The sequence below is a fragment of the Sphingomonas sp. PAMC 26605 genome, from assembly GCF_000241485.1.
Taxonomy (GTDB): Bacteria; Pseudomonadota; Alphaproteobacteria; order Sphingomonadales; family Sphingomonadaceae; genus Sphingomonas.
Genome location: NZ_JH584246.1, coordinates 1,806 through 18,697 on the forward strand (window position 1 = coordinate 1,806; position 16,892 = coordinate 18,697).

Genomic DNA, 16,892 nt, shown 5'->3' on the forward strand with positions numbered 1-16,892 from the left:
TGACGGATCGGGCGTTTCGGCTGCACCAGGCGGCGACGCTGCGAGCCGAAGCGGCTGAACGTCGAACCGATAGTCGGAGCTGGGTCGTGCAACGTCGTGAACGAACGCGCCATCTGATCGAGTTGGGTGGACTTGTCCAAAAAGCCGGTTTGGTCGAGGTGACCAACGACGATCGCGCAACCCTCTACGGCGCGCTGCTCGAGCTTGCCGGCCGGGCACGGGACGACGGTGCCGTTGACATCCTGGGACTGTGGAAGCGGCGCGGCAAACGCGCATTCGATGCGGAAAGCGAAGGCGGGACTGCACCATAAACGGGCTAAAATAGGAGCCGACTACATAATCCCGCTTTTTATGAGCGAACGGTGCTCCCTTGTCTGGCTGCGCGCGGGACCGGTCATATTGAACACGAATGGGTCGCCTGTTCGGCGATTGTCTGACCATGGGTGCCACGATCCCAGATCCCGGATGCGGGATTGGCGCGCCGATCGCCGCCGAGCTGCCGCTGGGATTTGCCGTTACCCGCGTGGACAGCTCCACCAGTCTCATCGGTTTTCAGGCACGCGTCAGCCGCCGATGATCTTTTCAGATTGCGGTTTCTTCCTACTTTGTTCTGGCGCCGCGCACGAAGGCCGCAATTTCGCATGGAACGAGTGCTAAAGATGAACGTGTTCCACATTGAACGCAAATTTTCAGACGGTCAGCATCATGTATGGCTTGATGTGAGATCTAGCTCGCGTGACGCACTCCTCTGGCTTCAGAGCGACCCAAATGCTCCGTGGACGGTGATGTTTTATGAGCGTCACGAACCAGATATCCTGCACGTTATTGAATCTGATCAGTCGGCTGACCTCGTGAGCAAAATATGGATGATGAATCGGTTATATGTAATTTTTAGCAGCATAAGAGATGCTGCAATGTTCAAACTACGATTTAACGGTGTTCCAACGGCGTTTCGGCTATCATGTTAGATTATCAATTAAGATTTTTCGGCACCGAGGTATTCATTATAATGGAGATACGCAGATCGGAAGTCCCCTGCATTTCGCAATAAGTCCCAATCTATAATAGTTAATACACGCTTATCGATATTTATTAATCCTTCTTTCCTAAGAACTTTCAATATTCTATTTACATGTACGGCAGTCAAACCTAGCGCATCCGCAATTTGATCCTGCGTCATAGGCCACGCGATCTTCCACTTGCTCATAAGCTCGACCTTTTTCTGACGAAGACATAATTCACAAATAAAATGACATATTCTTTCTTTAGCACTTTTCCTTCCTATATTTACAGCCCATTCCTGCATAATAGATAATTCGATTGCGGTATTTCTCCATAGCGCCCGGCCAATCGCAGGATGTTCCTCAACTACTTTAAATATGTCGGTGTGCGATAGATAAGCAATTTTAGCCTGAGACAATGCTTGAATATTATGATCAGCAAATTCTATTAGGCCAGATTGAACGTTAACTATATCATCGCGCATATTAATCGCGATTATCTGACGGCTGCCATCGCCATTAATCCTATTACTAAAGGTTAATCCCATAAGTATTATAAAGCACATATCCGTTTTATTACCTTGCCTAAGCAGGTACGCTCCAGACTCAACGTCGGAGATCCTGTACGAAATGGTCAACAAAGCCTCTTGCTCAGTTGCGCTGAGATCATTTTCATTGACGAGATTTTTAATAGCGTCTGAAAGAAGATTAACATCAACTGGCATGATAAATCCTGTAATTGTAAGCTGTTGGATCATCGCGGTAAGAACCGTAGATTTATAAATATTAGCTACTTACAAAGATCAATAAGGAGTGTATTTAGATGGCTCGGCTTATTTAAACAGTTCGGCGCGATTGCTATATGGAGCGCCCGCCGAAGCGGACGGTTGAAGTAGACGTGATCGGGCGTTCCGCGGTCAAGCGACGAGCGCGGTAGTTTGACCAACTCCCAACTGAGGCAATGTTTCAGCGAGCACGAGAGCAACGAGTTGCGTTCGGTATAACTGCTCCAAATCCTCGTGCATCGAGCGAATATCATTGACCGTAGAGAGGCCTGCCACTCCATTTGTATGGTAATTTAACGCTCAATGTAAGACGCGTTTGGCGGGTGAACCATGACCTGGCTTGGCAGAAGGGCGTCATGAAACCAATGATATTTTAGGTTAATGATCTGCTTGTAAGAGCCGGACCCGGCAATCGTTCTCTGATGCAAAAATCAAGACTTTTGCATCAGGACAGCAAGCACGAAAGTCTAGCTGCTATCCGCCCTTCTCTTGCCATTTCTGCCGCGCCATAACGCAAAGGGAGTTGCGGCTAGCGCCTTCCCGTAGCGCTCTGTTGTCGCAAATCTCCAGAATCATCCGCCTCTTTCGTGAAGAACTTGTCGTTGTTAAGCGTAGGATCAGCGCCCGGTCCTCATCTGGATCGCCTCTCCCCGGAACGCGATTACGCCGCAGATTGGTTCTTTCTTGCTACGGCAATCTGCACTCGATTGCGTCCAGCCCGCTTGGCACGGAGCAAGGCAGCATCGGCCGTCTGCACCAACGCTTGCCACTCGGTGTGGAGGGGTGCGCAGGCGAGACCGATGGAAGCGGTGACCGAACCAAGGTCCCGGCCCTCGTGCTGAACGTGTAGCGCAGCAACACGGCTCCTGATCTCCTCTGCCCGTTCTAACGCCGGGCCCGCGTCCATGCCCGGCAAAAGCATCAAGAACTCTTCACCACCATAGCGAAACACTAGATTGGCATCCCGGACAGCCTCCTTGAGCGTCTGTCCAACGGCTCGTAAAACCGCGTCTCCGGCATCGTGTCCGTGTTCATCGTTGAAATGTTTGAAATGATCGATGTCGATCATGGCGCACGAGATGGAGGTGGCTTTGCGCTCGGCCTCCGCGAACTCGCGAGCGAGCACCTCATCCAGGTGCCGCCGGTTGGAGAGCATGGTTAGGGGGTCCACCATGGCGAGTGAACGAAACGCCTCACGAAGACGGAGGTTGTCCAAAGCCAGGCTGACGTTCTCGGCGATCATCAGTAAATAGGCGTCGTTCAAAACCTTATCGACAGCCGAGGTGCTTCGTTCGAAGTAGAGCAAGCCGAGCACGCCCTGCTGACCGGTCAATGGAAGGCACAGGCTGTCGGGCAGGTGATCGCCTACCAGGTGATCGCAAGGCACGTCGAAGGCATCACCCGTTGGTCGGTGTGCCATGCCCCGGCGCAGGCCCCAGCATGCGAGCGGGAAAAACTCAGCGGCTGAATGAACTGGATCCCGCCAGGAACATTTCTCGGCCAAGACGTTGCGTTTGATGTCGAGCAGGTACAGTCGACCTGCCAGGCTCGGCGCAACCTCCGGCACAAACCGGCTGACAACATTCTCAAGCTCGGCAAGGGTGTCGCATCCCTGCATCCGCTGGGTCATGCGGGACAGGAGGTCCCGGACCGCACGATCGGCATCACGCTCGATCTCCAGTCGCTGCCGCTCGATACCATTCTCTCTGAACACACGCAGGGCCTGGGCCATGTCGCCGATCTCGTCGATACGGTCGTATTGCGGTGGTTCGGCGTCATAATCCTGTGCGGCGAGGCGTGCGATCACGTCGCTTAGCTTAACCACCGGATGCAGCACCCGCCTGCGAAACACGAAATACAGAACAAACAGGAACACCAGGCCGGTGACACCTAGCATTACCTCAGATGCGGTGCGCCAATGCCGAGCGGTTCGTTCCGCCGCCCGCAGGTTATCGCCCGTGCGTTGGTCGAGGCGGTACTGAAAGCGCTCCACCGCGGCCCGCGAGCGGTCAAGTTCGCGTTCGTATTCTGGCGCGAATAGAATGCGTACCGCCGAATTCGGGTCTCCCTGGTGCCGTAACGCAACTGCTTGTTGTTGTTGCGCCTGCAGGGCATCCGCCCAGCTCAGCGCTTCATGCAACACGCGAAGTTCGTCCTCACCGGCACCTGCATCCCGAATATGCCGGGTCCGCATCTCCACGGAGGCCAAGCCGGCACGGGTTCTCTGATAGGCGAGAAGGTCCGCTTCATTTCCACCTATCGCGAACTGACGCGCCAGTTCACTGAGCGTCAGCATATCGTCTTCGACCGCCGCCGTCGCGTGGTCGAGTGCGTAACGCTGGCCGACTGCCGCACGCTCGTTCTGCTGCGCCGAAGATGCCAGCAACATCATCGTGCCGGAGGCGATGGTCAGCGCGACAGTCACGCCGTAAGCCCAGTTCGTGATCGTTGCCAAGCGCATCACGCCGGTATGACAGAACCCGGCGAGCAATTAGTTAATGCCTATGGTCAGCGTTCCATCGAAGCGGCCCGAACATGCATGCCTCGTCGGCACCTCAGCTACCGCAGTCGGACCAGCAGGATTCTCTTACCTGATGCAAAACTCACAAGTTTTGCATTACGCATGGAACTGCGGGAAACTCGGCATTGTGGCGATGCAGAAATCCGATGCGCTGCTGATCGCGAATGTCAGGGCCTGTTTGCAAGTGGACCGGCGGCTTTGGAAAAGACCGACGCTATATGCTGCCGGTTCGGTCGCCCCGGTGCGACAGCTTGATTACCCAGTCTACGAAAACGGAGCAGACCCCCGCGACGATCGCTCCAATGATACTAGAGCCGCTGTAAATTCCTAACGCGCGGAGGAGCTTCAGACAAGCGAACGTGAGGAGTCCGACGCCGATCACATATAGCAACCGTCCGGTTCGCATATCGTCCTTCTGTGCCTGGATGCCGCTAGCTTAGGCACGGTGCGCGACGTTAGCAAGCAACCGCTTGTGGTCGCATTCTGCCCTCCCGGTTGTTGCAAAAGGGTTCCCTTTTGCGACGGCAGCCATCACTCAATTGCGGACCTTGTCTGATGTACGGTGAGTAGTAGGATCAAAGGATGGTCCGATCATTTCGCTTCCGCAATCCGGGCACGTCAGAGATGACCGTCTGGGTCGATCTTTGGAGCGACGACATTCGCATCCCGCCCGGATCGGTTCTCACGATCCACACCCATCATGAGCACTTCAACGGCACGCCCACGATACAACCGACCGAGACGGGCCTAGCCTTTTGGGCCGAGTGTGATGGCTATGAGGCTGACATCGACGGAAAGCCGTTGCCCCTCTGAGCCAGCCGACGAGCACGGCGGAAAGAAGTCCGCTTTCACCCAACCTCGCCGTTCAACCCTGCCTCCGAGACAGCCGCGATATCGTGGCCTGATCGACCCCGAGAAGGGCCGCGACGGTGCGCTGTGTGTCGCCAGCTGCAAGCCGCTGTAGGGCCTCAGACTGCTGGTGAGGGGTGAGGGCAGCACGTCGACCGAACTTCACGCCCCTCGCCTTGGCCTGGACCCTGCCGGCTGCGGTGCGCTCGGTAATACGATGCCGCTCGTAGCTAGCTGCGACCCCCAGCACCGCAATGATGACATCGGCGAACTGCGAGGTGGTATCTACCATCGGCTCCGCGATCGAGCGGAAGCCGGCCCCGGCCTCCTTCACCGCATGAAGGATGTTCAACAGGTCACGCGTATTGCGGGCAAGGCGATCGGTCGAGGTCACCATCAACACGTCGCCGGCATCGAGTGCGCCGATCGCGCGCTTGAGCTGGGGTCGCTCGGCCGTCGCGCCGCTGATCTTTTCGCGGTAGACCTTCGTGCAGCCGGCCGCGTCGAGCTGGGCGAACTGCTGCGCCAGGTCCTGCCCATTGGATGAGACGCGTGCGTAGCCGTAAATCATGCGCCGATTGTGCATCGGAATTATGCATCATGAAAGTGCTTGGTTTTGTGCCATTTCCCATTTGATGCAGAACTTGTGAATTTTGCATCAGGTACCGTGAAATCAGGTGAAACGCTGGCTAAGGGTGGAGGACAGTTTTGCGGATCAATCTTGGAATTCTCACCCAAGCCAGCAGCATATTCATTCCGTAAAGCCAGCAGAACGCGACTACTGCCAGCATAATTCCGCGAGAAATATTACCTCCGACCGAACCTACGCTGAAAAACATAGCCGCGCCAAACAAGCAAAATATGAAGCAGTGTAGACTGCGCAGATCGTATTCCAGCCGCGCGCTACTAGCTGCGCTCCGGTCAATCTGAAAACTCCCCCGATCATAGACGATCATCGCAAGCCAATTTGGGGCGAACATATTGCGCCACATGGGCGAATCAAAAACTAGCCCGCTCGTTCCTCTGCTGGAAATTGGCTTTCGCTGCTTTTTTAACAAAGTCTCTAAGCGCGCCAGCACGATTGCGTCGTTTTCGGCCGCGTCGAACGATATCGAGCCCCGTAAATGCCATATACCGTCGATCATAATTCAACCTACGCCGTGAGATCCTATGATCGCAACTAGGCCGCTTCGTGACGGTCCGCATATCCCCGGCTCGATGCAAAACTTTTGATTTTTGCATCTCGATTGACCCGCTTGCGTCTAGCGCCCTGACTGATGGCCTTGGGCGAGTTGTAGCGCATCATTGGCCCTGCATTTTGCGTCACGAATGACACTGATCGCCAGCGCAGACGTCCTGCAAATGCTGCTTTTGCATCGGTGATCCGCCTTGTAGTTTCTTGACCGGTCGGATTTTCGCCATGGAGAAAAAAATGAAACGGATCTCGCTGATGATCGTGGCCGCGAGCATTGCCGCCACGGCTGCAATTCCTGTGGAAGCCAAGGTCTGCCACACGTATGTGCGGGGCCATCGAGTCAAATGCCACAAGGCGTTTCGACCCAGCATCAATCTCAAGCGGAAACATCCGTTGAAGGTGGTCCGCTGTCGCACTCACGCTGACCATAACGTGAAGTGCTAATGACCTGAACGTATCGCCGCACTCGCTTTCGGAAGCGAGTGCGGTAGCTGCCGTCGCAAAAGGGACCCCTTTCGCAACATCAACTGCGACCTCTTTTTCCGCGCGGTAGCGGACGGCCGATCGCTTCCGGGGACTGGATCGAAAGGCGGCGAACGTGACCAGCATGCTCACCGCCTGTCGTTTCAAGCAGGCTCTACCACCTTAGCCGGCCGACCACGCTTTGGTTGGGACGCGGCAGCCTCAGCCTTCACGGGGGATTTGTGTCCCGGCTTTCGGCCGAGACCAATCCTCTTCGCCATATCACGACGCATTGCCGAGTAGGACGGCGCAGTCATAGGGTAATCGGCCTTCAAACCATAGCGCGCACGATATTCGGCAGGCGTCAAACCGTTGGTGGTGAGATGCCGAGTCAACGTCTTATAGGGCTTGCCGTCGATCATTGAGATGATGACGTCGGGATTGGCCAACGACTTCCGCGCAGTGACCGCAGCGGTAAATTCATGAGCAACTTCCTGGCCGGTAGCTTCGACTGGTGCCGTCGAGAGACCGATCACCGCGTCATGCATCGACTTCAAGAATGCCGGGACATCCTCCGCCGACGTGCGCGTATTCGGGTTCGACAGCCATGCCATCGTCAATTCGGTAGCCAATTCAATGGTGTTGGTAGTTTCGTCAGTCAATGTTGATTTCCTTCTAGGTGTGGATGTACTAAAAGCTTTGTGAATAGATACCCAATATCTCGGCTAAGACCCCTGGCAGGTCCGCTATTTAAGCGCGACTGATCCGCGCTGGAAGGAAAATTGGGCAACGAGCAACTATCGGGCTCTCACAGTGCCCGATTGGCTATTTCGTTCCGCAGCAAGAGTTTGAACGCGTTCAGCGCGCTGGGCCATCTCCTCCATCGTTCTGCCGATCGAAGTGCTCGAATACGAACATTCGGTAGCGTGGCAATTCCAGCCGCGGCACGTTCGGCGTCAGCACGTTTTCGGTACGATTTTGCATCGTCGCTCATCTCACTCGTGTACCCTAAGGCAGGTACCCAGCAAACAGAAGTTTTGTGCCGCCTGATCTCTCGGCTCTCAACTCGCGCTTGGTCTGAATTCAACGCGTTGATTTAGGGCGCACTGGTGACGTTGTGGCCGTGATCGGTGGGTAAACCACATCGGAAGGTCCCTACTCAGCCGTCAACGCGCTCCTGGCGGGCGCTGGAGCACATTCCGGCCACCACATTACCGACCTTCTTCCCGATAGCCTGCGGCCGGTAGGCCGCCTTGTGACGCTGAAGGCGGCACGAAACCGACTACGTATTGGCCGTTTGGCCAATTCCTTATGTATATTTCTAACTTTGACTGGATTCATTCTGCCTCTCTGAATCACGTTCCTGGTCCATAATTCCACGCCCGAAGCGGGCAAGGATCGCAGCTAGGCCGGGATCGTCAATAAGCTGAGCGGGCTGTTCGTCGAGCGGGAGTTTGGTGACCATCGCTCTGCACTCCTCGGCCGCTGCTCGCCGCCGGTCGCTGTCGTCCTCCGGCGGCGGTGCGGTCATGCCACGTTCCGCTTGCGGCGGAAGCATCAAGCGGTAGGCGTTCGAGGTCTGCTTGACCTGGGGGCCGCGCAGGCCCGCGTTGCCGGTCGGCACATAGCGGCGCAACCAGTCGAGGAAGCCATGCGCCTTGAGTCGCTTGAGCGCGTCCACCACGGCCGCGATCGAGCGGCCGACGCGAAGCGCCAGCGTCGCGATTGCCGGATCGAGCCGTCCGGTCTTGTAGTCGATCAGGCGTAGCAACTCGCGCAACACCTCAAGTCCGACATGACCGATCGCGCCGTTCTCGCGGTTGTTGCGCTCGCGCCGGTGGGCAAGCCGTTTCAGTCGGTCATATTTCTCAGCCGCCTGCATGAAGCGGGCGACATTCTTGGGATTGAACGGCTGCCAGAACCGCCCTTCCCGCCCCTCCTCGGTGCGGCTGTAGCGATGAACCCTCTGACCGGTCTGACGGCCTGGCCGCCTACCCTTCGCCCCTCCCAGAGCCTCGAACACAGTTTGCATGAAACCTCCCGTCGATCGGTCGGCCCGGCTGCTGGCGGCAATCCCTCATGGACGTAGCTCTCCCGTTCTCGAAAACAGCGTTTTCGAGTTGACTTCTCGCCTGATCTGCGGGAGGCTTGTTCTTGCGACAGAACGCGGGCCTCTTCCCGCAAATCAGACTTTCCGAGAGCCCGGCCGCCAAGCCGGGCTTTCGTCGTTTTGGCCCTAGCGGTGCCACCCACTATGATCGCCACGACGAATCGGCGAACAAGTCCGCCGACATTGAAGCCTGTCAGATTCCTATGCTGTTGGGAAGTGCGCTCTATAACACTGGCGCAATAGGTTATATGTTCACGTGTTCACACATCCACACGTGGACCTGTTCACTTCTCAATGGGCTGATTGTATTTCTGGAGAATGTCGAGGACTGCTTCGGTCAACATCGCCTCGATCGTGCTGTCCTCTTTAACGGCCAAGATCGCGAACGCTCGGGCAACCGCCGGATCAAATCGGCCAGCGATCGACTTCTTGCCGATACGATTACGCTGGCGACGCGGCGCTTCGATCGGAAGCATCGGCTCTTCAACCTCTGCGGGCGCGCCGGTTGATTTCCTGGCGTTCGTTGATCTTGCCACCCCCAAGCTCCTAATTTTTGTGTTCACACATTCACATATTCACACGTGGACAGCTACCGCTCGCCGAACGGGTGCTTGCCGTGCTGGCGCATGAGTAGGTCGATGGCTTCGCCGAGAAGCGCCTGCAACGTCGTTCCCTGCTCGGCCGCCAGCATGTTCAGACCGCGACTGACCTCGGGGCTAAAATAGGCGCTTACCGCCTTCTTCCCCTGCCGAGTCTGCGCGCGGGTGGTGGGCGTCGCAGTCGTCAGGCCGGGGCTAGCGCCGATCGCGCCAGATTTTTCCGCCCGCTGCTGCTTCATCGCGCCGAACTTGCTCATGCCGCGCCCCGCTTCTTCTTGCTCACTCGTGAACGTGTGGACACGTTCACTTGTTCACTTATCCACACCCATAGTGCAGCAACCTCTTCCGCCGCCTTGCCCTCGGGTTCCAGCTCGATCGCGGTTTTCCCCTGCGCCGTACTATGATGATAGATCGCCCGCTGGGTGAGCATGACGGGCGCAACGTCCACACCCATGCCGGCGACGCCATCGCCGCCCTCGATCAGCTCGCGGGCATCGCGGTAGGTTGTCGGAGCGCGCTGCGGGCCGCCCATGAAAAGCACGAACGCGGGTTTGCCGGTTGCCTGCACCAGTTCGGCCGTCATCTCGACGGCTTTGAGGTCAAAGGCTTGCGGACGACAGGGAATCAGCACCAGGTCCGCGACCTTGCAGGCTTCCCGCGCCATGATGTCGGCGTGGGGCGGAGTGTCGATCACCACTAAGTCGGCACCGAGTTCGGCCGCTTGCTGGAGCTTGCGGGGCAAGAGGGGAGGGGAGGCGCAATCGACAACCTCCAAATCGGACGATCCGCGCCACTCGCTCCAGTGGCTCGCGGTCGCCTGTGGGTCGGTGTCGAGGATTAAGGTCGTAAGCCCTGCCCTCGCGCTGGCCGCTGCAAGGTGGATCGCCAAGGTCGTTTTGCCCGCGCCGCCCTTTTGGCTGATGACAGTAATGACCTTCATGTGAACCCCTGAACACGTGAACGTGTGAACACGTTCACGTGTGGACGGCATAGGCGCTTAGGTCAATGGCGTCGTTGAGGGCGTCGAACTGCTACGCGGATCCTCGCTTCGCCAGTCGATCGGAACCCGGCAGGGCCAAGACCGCTTGCGGGCTTGGGGAGCGAAGCGACTGAGAGCGGCGGTGCCGCATAGCGGCAGGCGCCGGACACTGTGACGTGTTGTCGGCTAGACGAGTTCGAGCTGCACGCGACGACCGACCACCGCGGCTGCCCGTTGCAGCGTCTCAATGGTTACATTCCCGTCCTTGGGATCGAGAACGCGATCAACCTGAGTGCGGCTGGTGTGCATCATCGTGGCGAGGCGATTCTTGCTGAGCTTGCGCTCCTTCATCGCATCGGCAAGCTGCCAAGCGATAACCTCCTTGATCGCCCTGGCCTGAAACTCGCCAAGAACGCCTTCGTTCTCAAGGAAGCTGTCGAGGGTCGGACCCCGGTGCTTATTGTCAGCCATTTTCGACCTCCTTCTGGCGCTTGCGCGCGAGTTCCAAATCTGATGCTGGCGTCTTGTTCGCCTTCTTGATGAAGCCGTGCAGCGCATACAGCTCGCCGGCCTGAAAGCAGAACATCACCCGCGCAATCGTGCCGTCCGGTAGGGACGTGCGAACCTCGAACAGTCCTTTTCCCATCGGTCGCACCAGCGGCATACCGACCGGCCAACGAAACTGGACACGCTGCAAATCCTGCCCGATCTCGCGGCGATTAACCTCCGCAAGCCCGAGTAACCAGTCCCTGACCGGTACGTTGCCGGCGTCGGTCTGGTAGAACACTAGTTCAATTCTATGCGGCGGACTCGTACCCATCTGTTCCTTACGCGGGTAATGTACCATATAAGGTGCGGGTGTCAAGAGCCTTCCTCGGCGGAAGAGCCGGCCACAGGGTGGCAGCCCATTTTCCCACAAAGGACTCTAATGTTAGCCTTTTCGGTAAACCCCGACTTGCCGCATTTCAGAAAGCATTCAGCTTCGCGGTAGCAATCCACTTGTTGGACTCACTCTGGGAGAATCGCCTTGAAACGCGTTGCGCTCGCTACCCTCGCCGCGTCCGCCGCGCTTGCTTGTAGTCCAGCCCGGGCACAGTCGCCGGCAGACTTCTCGACCATCGATGCCAAGCTCAAATCGTGCTCCGACAGCAATCCCAACAATCCGGGAGTTTCGAATTGCACTGTGGCAGCGATAGCCGCCGCCAACCGACGGCTAAATGACGTATATACGGCCGCGCTCAACACCTTGAACCATCCGGGACCGCATTCCGCGCCATATAATCCTGAGATCCCAAAGCGGTTAATCGCGGCAGAACGCGCTTGGATCGCGTTTAGGGATGCGGAGTGCAGCTACAAAAGCACCATTGCGCTTGGCGGGACCGGCGAAGGGTACGCCTCCGTAGCCTGCCTCTACGAACAAACGAAAGCACGGGTGAGGGCGTTGATGGCACCTGACGAGCCGCACATTGCGCGGTAACAAGCTGCCGACCATTGATGCGATCGGCAGCTGGACAACCGTCAATGACGAAGCGGACCTAACGAAGAACCCTGCGGTCAGATCAGCACCCGCTCAACTTCGTCGAGCGTCACGTCGTCGGGGCGGCGATCGTAGAGCTGGGTGGTGCGGGTCGAGGCATGGTTCGCCATTGTGGCCGCGCGCTCCAGCGTCCCGCCGTTTTTCAGATAGGCGGTGATACCGGTTGCGCGGAACGAATGGTTGCCGATCGCTGTCGCGATCTCGGCCGCGGCGGCACGCCGGCGCACCATCTGGAACGCGCTGGCCTGAGGCAGGGGGCTAGCGCTTAGTCGCTTGGTCCCGCGCCCGATCGTGCGGAACAATGGTCCCTTTGCCTGGCCGCGCAATTCGCAACCGTCGAGATATGCGGTCAGATATTCTTCCAGATTATGGTGGCAGGGCATTTCGTGACGCTTGCCGCCCTTCTCGTGCAGCCGAACCCACAGGCGGCGATTCTGCACGAACACATCGTCCACCCGCATCCCCAAGGCCGCACCAATGCGAGCGAACGAATAGACCATCAACCCAATCAGCGCCCGATCGCGCAATCCCGCCGGCGTCGTCACGTCGATCTTATCGAGCAACCGCCGCGCCTCGTCTGGCGCGAGCACCGGCGTCTTGCCGCGCCGGACGCTGTGAGCGGGTCCACGCACAGACGCGGCCGGGTTGGTCGCCATGACCTGGCCTGTGACCAGCCAATCGAACAAATGACGCACACCGGCGAGGCGTTGCTTGACGGTCGGCACGCTCACTTCGCGACCGAGTTGTTCAACCCAAGCTGCAACGTGGAGCGGCTGCACACCCGCGATCACAGTGACGCCGCGCGCCTCACACCAAGCGAGAAATTCGCCAGCTGCGCGCGCATAAGCGCGACGTGTGTGCGCATTGCGAATCATGACGGCGAAGAACTCCAGGAAGCGGAGCTGGGCTTGGCTGTCAGCCGATGCGATCAGGGTCGGCAGCGTAATTCCAGAGGAACGGGGCGCGAGCTCGTTCATTGCCGAGCCTATGCGCCCAAGTCTTTGTAAAAGAACAGTTCGGGTTCTTCCACCGGCAAAAGACCTATAATTTCCCCGGCGTGCGTCCAATCTGTGACTTCGAGCAACCGAATGGCTGCGATGTTGCTCCTTGCCGCAGATATGAAAATTCTGCCGAACAAAGCCATATTAAGCGCAGCGATCAGCTGCTGGGCCATTCCCTGGCGCCGGTATACGTCATTGACGACAAGCTTGTTGACGTAATCCTTCCCAATGCAGCCGTTCTGCTGCCATGATATGTAACCCTGTGGCCGATCATCCACATCGATTACGAGCATGCGGCGCTCGACGATTTCAACGATGCGATCACCTGGGAAGGCATCGAACGTCATAATTGCCGCCAGGTCGACAGGGTCGGCAAAGCGAATATTCAACATAGCGACACGCCACGGATTGTAGTGTCTCCAACGAGAATCTTGGCCACGCCCGGCCCAATGATCTTGTTCACGCGACCCAAGATTGTGTCGGCCGTATCGCCGGGAAAGACGATGTCGATTACGTAGGCGTTACAGACGGGAAGTCCGTTCTGATCGATAACGATCGGACGGGGGACAAGCTGGACGCGGTAGAGCAGGGTTGTCACCCAACAGGCTCGAGAGAACTGGCTGGATCGAGCGTGTCGATCGCGTGTCGAAGCCGGTCGGCGGCAAGCGACGCCCCGGCACGTTCGAGCAGCGCAAGGGCATTGCGCATCAAGCGTAGCGCGTGGACGGCGCTGACGATCGGCAGGTCATTTGGAGAGGGCTGATCCATCCGAAACATATAACATCGGTTTTACATCTGATAAAGGACATTATCATACATAGAGAGGCGCGTGAATCACCCCGTCATCGGCCGTCTAGGTAAGGACAGCTAACGGGCACGTTCAGGATCAGGCTGGCCCCTTTTTCATTTCGTCGATCACTGGCTTGACCGCAGCGATCACCACCGGCGCCGCAATGACGATATGGCTGATGATAGCAAAAAGCTTGGTCAGGTTGAGTTTCATAGGTCAGGGTCCTTTGTGGGTTTGTGATTGCGAAATTGGTGATTGAGAGGGCGATGGGTTGGGTGTCAGTCCTCGCTTCAGATCTGCGAGCGTTAATGACCCCGACCATTCGAAATGTGGCCGATCGCGGATCGAGTGAAACTCGCCGCCCCAGCGAAACCCGATGCCTTTGCCGATCGTGCCAACCTTGCTCCAAAGCGCGTCAGTGCGCGCCTGCTGGTCGGGTGTGTCGCCCCAATCTGGCAGCGCAAGCAACGCGGTCGGCACCACGTCGAGGGCTAACCCATAATTGTGAAAGCTCTCGCCAGACTTGGCATTCGTGACGATAGGCCCCGGGGCAGTGCGCCCCTGCGCAAAAAGCGCGGCCTGCCGGGCGATGGACCGCCGGGTAAACGTCACAGTCAGCGGAATGCCGACTGCTTTCGCAGTATCGAGCAACTGCTCGGCCATCGACCGGACGTGTGGCTGCAAGTCGGCGAGATCGCGGCTATCCGGCATCGGACGGTCCCGTGTGACCGGCATCCGCACTCGAACCGCTGTCCACGTTCGGCAGCCCGGCAAGCGCGTCCATGCGCTTCACCCAGTTGAGCGCGATGGCGATAATCCCTGCACCTAGGGCACCGAACCCCGTACCGCTGAGCAGCGCGTAGAATGGCTCAGGGCGCTGCAATACGATCCATCCCGCAGTAAACAGCATCGCGATGGTCGTTACGGTCAGGTCTACACCCCACGCCCAAATTCGGGCTGAACGGCCGGTCAACGATACCCAGATGCGCACCATAAGACAGGCGGACAGGCCGGCGATCATCGACGCGGCTTCAAACTGATAGCCAAGCGCCGACCACAGCACCGGTTGCGCAATAGCGGCTCCAGCCGCGCTAACCTTGTTGATCACCGTGTACTTGCGACCCCAACGGCCGCGAAAAGACTGAGGAACACGATCGCAAGCGGACGACGCAGCGACGGCAGGCTCGCCCACATGTTAATCGGGTAGGGACGCTTGCACAGCTGCTGCTCCATTGCATCGTTTGAAAGGATCGTCAGCACCATCCAGCCGGCGGCAAACATCAACGCGATCGGATCGATCCAGCGCTTCGCCATCAGCACCCGGGCGGTCGTGGTGACATCGACCGGGCTCCATGCCCACAGGTTCATGGCCTCCGTTCCGCATCGCAAGAATGTCGCGGCTCCTGCACACAGCCATGCAAGGCGCCAAATCGTCACCGGATGACGCGGCTGATCGAACACGCGGTTAGCCCAAATCGCTCGACACATGCGCGCCGCCATGACGAGGCCCAAGCACATGAAAGCCGTCATCAGGAACAGATTTAGCCCGAATAGCTGCCCGTCATTGTTGAAACTGGTCGGCATTGTGGAGCCGGCAGCGCGGACCATTCTTGCCGCCGAGCTAGCCGCGGCGCTCATGCGCCTGCTCCGTCCTGGTCATTCCGGTCCAGATATGCGCGAACCCGACGAGCGGTCGCATCACGAAGCTCACGACCGTCGCGCAGGTCGAATACCAGCCGAGGGTCGTTAATCGCGTCGCGACCGAAGCGGGTTGGCGCCATTCGGCGCTTTTGAAGGTGTAGCTCGATACGAGGTAGCAGAAGCATGATCGACTCCGAATCAATGTTCCGCCAATGTTCTCACCTGCTTTCCTACTTGTCTCCAACTTTTCTTATCGATATCCTCTCAACATGACCAATCTCGAAGCTCGCGATAACCTGAAGCGCCTCGCTGCCGAACATGGCGTCGGATATGCAGCCCTGTCTCGCATGCTCCGGCGCAACCAGGCCTACATCCAGCAGTTCGTCACACGCGGCTCTCCAGTCCGGCTGGAGGAGAATGATCGCAAACTGCTCGCCAGTTTCTTCCAGATCGATGAAGAGCTGCTTGGAGGTCCTGCCGCACAGCCAATGGTACGCGTCGGTCGCATGGCGGTGCAAGCCTCAGCCGGACCGGGCGAACTGATTGAAAACGAGTTTGCGATTGGAAGTTATGCGTTCGACCAAACGTGGCTGCGGGGAATTTGCAAGGCAAACCCGTCGAATCTATCGATCATTAAGGTAAGCGGCGACTCGATGGCGCCCACACTCGCCGACGGCGACGATGTCCTCGTCGATCACTCCAACGTCACCAAAATCCGGGATGGCATTTACGTCCTGCGGCGCGACGATACGCTGATGGTAAAGCGGTTGGCCCTCGCTCCCAGCTCGGCAACGCTGACTATTTCCAGCGACAACCCGGCCTACCCAACGTGGAAGGACTGCCCGTTGGACAGCGTAAGGGTTGTGGGCCGCGTCGTTTGGGCAGGGCGGCGCCTCAGCTAATTCCAACAAAATAAGACCAAGAGGATTTTGTAGGATTAATGTAGGAAATTAGCTGAGACACATCTGTTCGACCCAGCAGGCGGGGGGCACCCTTTTCGCTTTCGCCGTTGCTGGGCTTGGAGATGTTTAAATGAAATCTTTCCTACTTTGCGCGGTCGCGACGAGTCTTTTCGTCGTATCGCCGGCCATCGCGTCGACGGCTTCGCCCGGCAATCCGACATCGCTGTTGGCGCTGAACGATGGGCCAATTCTGTTTAACCAAGACGGATCCCGCACGTCCGCACCTTCATGCGCCACGGTCGCCGGGCGCTGGGCAATGGATGCACGAACGCCTGCCGGACAATCTCGTTTGTCGGTGCTGCTCACCGCGGTCGCGCTACACAAGCAAATCGAAGTTCAGGGCACAGGAACATGTTCGGTTTGGCCTGACACCGAAACGGTCGACTACATTCACATCGCTGATTGAGAATCTGAGCATGCGCCCTGGGAGCTTTTAGGCGACCTGTAAACACTCGCGCCA

General features: G+C 57.8%; 24 protein-coding genes. 6 read left to right on the top strand and 18 right to left on the bottom strand.

Annotation, left to right across the window (positions count from 1 at the left end; all coding sequences use genetic code 11):
- Positions 1-86 precede the first annotated feature (86 nt).
- Both RH90_RS21500 and RH90_RS23790 read left to right on the top strand, forming a co-directional pair.
- Positions 87-311 (top strand): conjugal transfer protein TraD, encoded by a 225-nt coding sequence (locus tag RH90_RS21500; RefSeq protein ID WP_029625591.1) that lies wholly within the window; start codon positions 87-89, stop codon positions 309-311.
- Between the two features lie 98 nt (positions 312-409).
- Positions 410-577, top strand: a complete 168-nt coding sequence (locus tag RH90_RS23790; protein WP_157134819.1) for a hypothetical protein — start codon at positions 410-412, stop codon at positions 575-577.
- A gap of 399 nt (positions 578-976) precedes the next feature.
- Here RH90_RS23790 and RH90_RS23050 read toward each other — a convergent pair whose 3' ends face one another.
- Both RH90_RS23050 and RH90_RS21505 read right to left on the bottom strand, forming a co-directional pair.
- The gene (locus RH90_RS23050) at positions 977-1,726 is read right to left on the bottom strand and encodes a Crp/Fnr family transcriptional regulator (RefSeq protein WP_157134820.1); all 750 of its coding nucleotides are present in this window, start codon (positions 1,724-1,726) and stop codon (positions 977-979) included.
- 721 nt (positions 1,727-2,447) lie between these two features.
- Complete coding sequence (locus RH90_RS21505) at positions 2,448-4,247, bottom strand: diguanylate cyclase (RefSeq protein ID WP_037494043.1); 1,800 nt, start codon at positions 4,245-4,247, stop codon at positions 2,448-2,450.
- 684 nt (positions 4,248-4,931) lie between these two features.
- Between RH90_RS21505 and RH90_RS21510 the strand changes: the two genes are divergently transcribed.
- Positions 4,932-5,120, top strand: coding sequence for a hypothetical protein (locus RH90_RS21510; RefSeq protein WP_029625592.1), 189 nt, complete (start codon positions 4,932-4,934; stop codon positions 5,118-5,120).
- 52 nt (positions 5,121-5,172) lie between these two features.
- On the opposite strand, the gene RH90_RS21515 is transcribed toward RH90_RS21510, so the two are convergent.
- From RH90_RS21515 to RH90_RS21555, 10 genes are all read right to left on the bottom strand, one after another.
- Positions 5,173-5,727 (bottom strand): recombinase family protein, encoded by a 555-nt coding sequence (locus tag RH90_RS21515; RefSeq protein WP_010189076.1) that lies wholly within the window; start codon positions 5,725-5,727, stop codon positions 5,173-5,175.
- Positions 5,728-5,845: 118 nt separating this feature from the next.
- Complete coding sequence (locus RH90_RS21520) at positions 5,846-6,301, bottom strand: hypothetical protein (RefSeq protein WP_010189077.1); 456 nt, start codon at positions 6,299-6,301, stop codon at positions 5,846-5,848.
- A 35-nt stretch (positions 6,302-6,336) separates the two neighbouring features.
- The gene (locus RH90_RS23795; protein WP_157134821.1) at positions 6,337-6,960 is read right to left on the bottom strand and encodes a hypothetical protein; all 624 of its coding nucleotides are present in this window, start codon (positions 6,958-6,960) and stop codon (positions 6,337-6,339) included.
- A 17-nt stretch (positions 6,961-6,977) separates the two neighbouring features.
- Entirely contained in the window at positions 6,978-7,475 is a 498-nt protein-coding gene (locus tag RH90_RS21525) for a MucR family transcriptional regulator (RefSeq protein WP_010189078.1), read from the bottom strand.
- Between the two features lie 659 nt (positions 7,476-8,134).
- Complete coding sequence (locus tag RH90_RS21530) at positions 8,135-8,845, bottom strand: replication protein A (RefSeq protein ID WP_157134822.1); 711 nt, start codon at positions 8,843-8,845, stop codon at positions 8,135-8,137.
- Between the two features lie 362 nt (positions 8,846-9,207).
- Entirely contained in the window at positions 9,208-9,459 is a 252-nt protein-coding gene (locus tag RH90_RS21535; protein ID WP_232280475.1) for a ribbon-helix-helix domain-containing protein, read from the bottom strand.
- 53 nt (positions 9,460-9,512) lie between these two features.
- Positions 9,513-9,779 (bottom strand): ribbon-helix-helix domain-containing protein, encoded by a 267-nt coding sequence (locus RH90_RS21540; protein WP_010189082.1) that lies wholly within the window; start codon positions 9,777-9,779, stop codon positions 9,513-9,515.
- Positions 9,776-10,462 carry a ParA family partition ATPase gene (parA, locus tag RH90_RS21545; protein WP_010189084.1) on the bottom strand — a complete coding sequence of 229 codons (687 nt, stop codon included), beginning with the start codon at positions 10,460-10,462 and terminating at the stop codon, positions 9,776-9,778. The genes RH90_RS21540 and parA overlap by 4 nt, the downstream gene beginning before the upstream one ends.
- Before the next feature lie 225 nt (positions 10,463-10,687).
- Entirely contained in the window at positions 10,688-10,972 is a 285-nt protein-coding gene (locus RH90_RS21550; RefSeq protein WP_010189087.1) for an XRE family transcriptional regulator, read from the bottom strand.
- Positions 10,965-11,288 (bottom strand): type II toxin-antitoxin system RelE/ParE family toxin, encoded by a 324-nt coding sequence (locus tag RH90_RS21555; RefSeq protein ID WP_010189088.1) that lies wholly within the window; start codon positions 11,286-11,288, stop codon positions 10,965-10,967. The genes RH90_RS21550 and RH90_RS21555 overlap by 8 nt, the downstream gene beginning before the upstream one ends.
- Positions 11,289-11,528: 240 nt before the next feature.
- Between RH90_RS21555 and RH90_RS24890 the strand changes: the two genes are divergently transcribed.
- The gene (locus RH90_RS24890; protein ID WP_010189090.1) at positions 11,529-11,978 is read left to right on the top strand and encodes a lysozyme inhibitor LprI family protein; all 450 of its coding nucleotides are present in this window, start codon (positions 11,529-11,531) and stop codon (positions 11,976-11,978) included.
- Between the two features lie 77 nt (positions 11,979-12,055).
- Here the strand turns inward: RH90_RS24890 and RH90_RS21560 are convergent, their stop codons facing one another.
- The 6 genes from RH90_RS21560 to RH90_RS21585 form a co-directional block, all read right to left on the bottom strand.
- On the bottom strand, positions 12,056-13,015 hold the full coding sequence (locus tag RH90_RS21560; protein WP_010189094.1) for a tyrosine-type recombinase/integrase: 960 nt from the start codon (positions 13,013-13,015) through the stop codon (positions 12,056-12,058).
- An 8-nt stretch (positions 13,016-13,023) separates the two neighbouring features.
- Positions 13,024-13,431: a GNAT family N-acetyltransferase gene (locus RH90_RS21565; protein WP_010189096.1), complete on the bottom strand. Its 408-nt coding sequence runs from the start codon at positions 13,429-13,431 to the stop codon at positions 13,024-13,026.
- 202 nt (positions 13,432-13,633) lie between these two features.
- Positions 13,634-13,816, bottom strand: coding sequence for a hypothetical protein (locus RH90_RS24125; protein ID WP_010189100.1), 183 nt, complete (start codon positions 13,814-13,816; stop codon positions 13,634-13,636).
- A 229-nt stretch (positions 13,817-14,045) separates the two neighbouring features.
- The gene (locus RH90_RS21575; protein ID WP_010189102.1) at positions 14,046-14,540 is read right to left on the bottom strand and encodes a M15 family metallopeptidase; all 495 of its coding nucleotides are present in this window, start codon (positions 14,538-14,540) and stop codon (positions 14,046-14,048) included.
- A complete protein-coding gene (locus RH90_RS21580; protein ID WP_010189104.1) occupies positions 14,530-14,937 on the bottom strand; it encodes a hypothetical protein in 408 nt (135 codons plus the stop codon). Before RH90_RS21580 ends, RH90_RS21575 begins: the two co-directional genes overlap by 11 nt.
- Positions 14,934-15,467 carry a hypothetical protein gene (locus RH90_RS21585; protein WP_029625594.1) on the bottom strand — a complete coding sequence of 178 codons (534 nt, stop codon included), beginning with the start codon at positions 15,465-15,467 and terminating at the stop codon, positions 14,934-14,936. The genes RH90_RS21580 and RH90_RS21585 overlap by 4 nt, the downstream gene beginning before the upstream one ends.
- A gap of 272 nt (positions 15,468-15,739) precedes the next feature.
- Between RH90_RS21585 and RH90_RS21595 the strand changes: the two genes are divergently transcribed.
- Entirely contained in the window at positions 15,740-16,372 is a 633-nt protein-coding gene (locus tag RH90_RS21595) for a S24 family peptidase (protein WP_029625596.1), read from the top strand.
- A 130-nt stretch (positions 16,373-16,502) separates the two neighbouring features.
- Positions 16,503-16,838 (top strand): hypothetical protein, encoded by a 336-nt coding sequence (locus tag RH90_RS23800; RefSeq protein WP_157134823.1) that lies wholly within the window; start codon positions 16,503-16,505, stop codon positions 16,836-16,838.
- Positions 16,839-16,892: the final 54 nt, after the last annotated feature.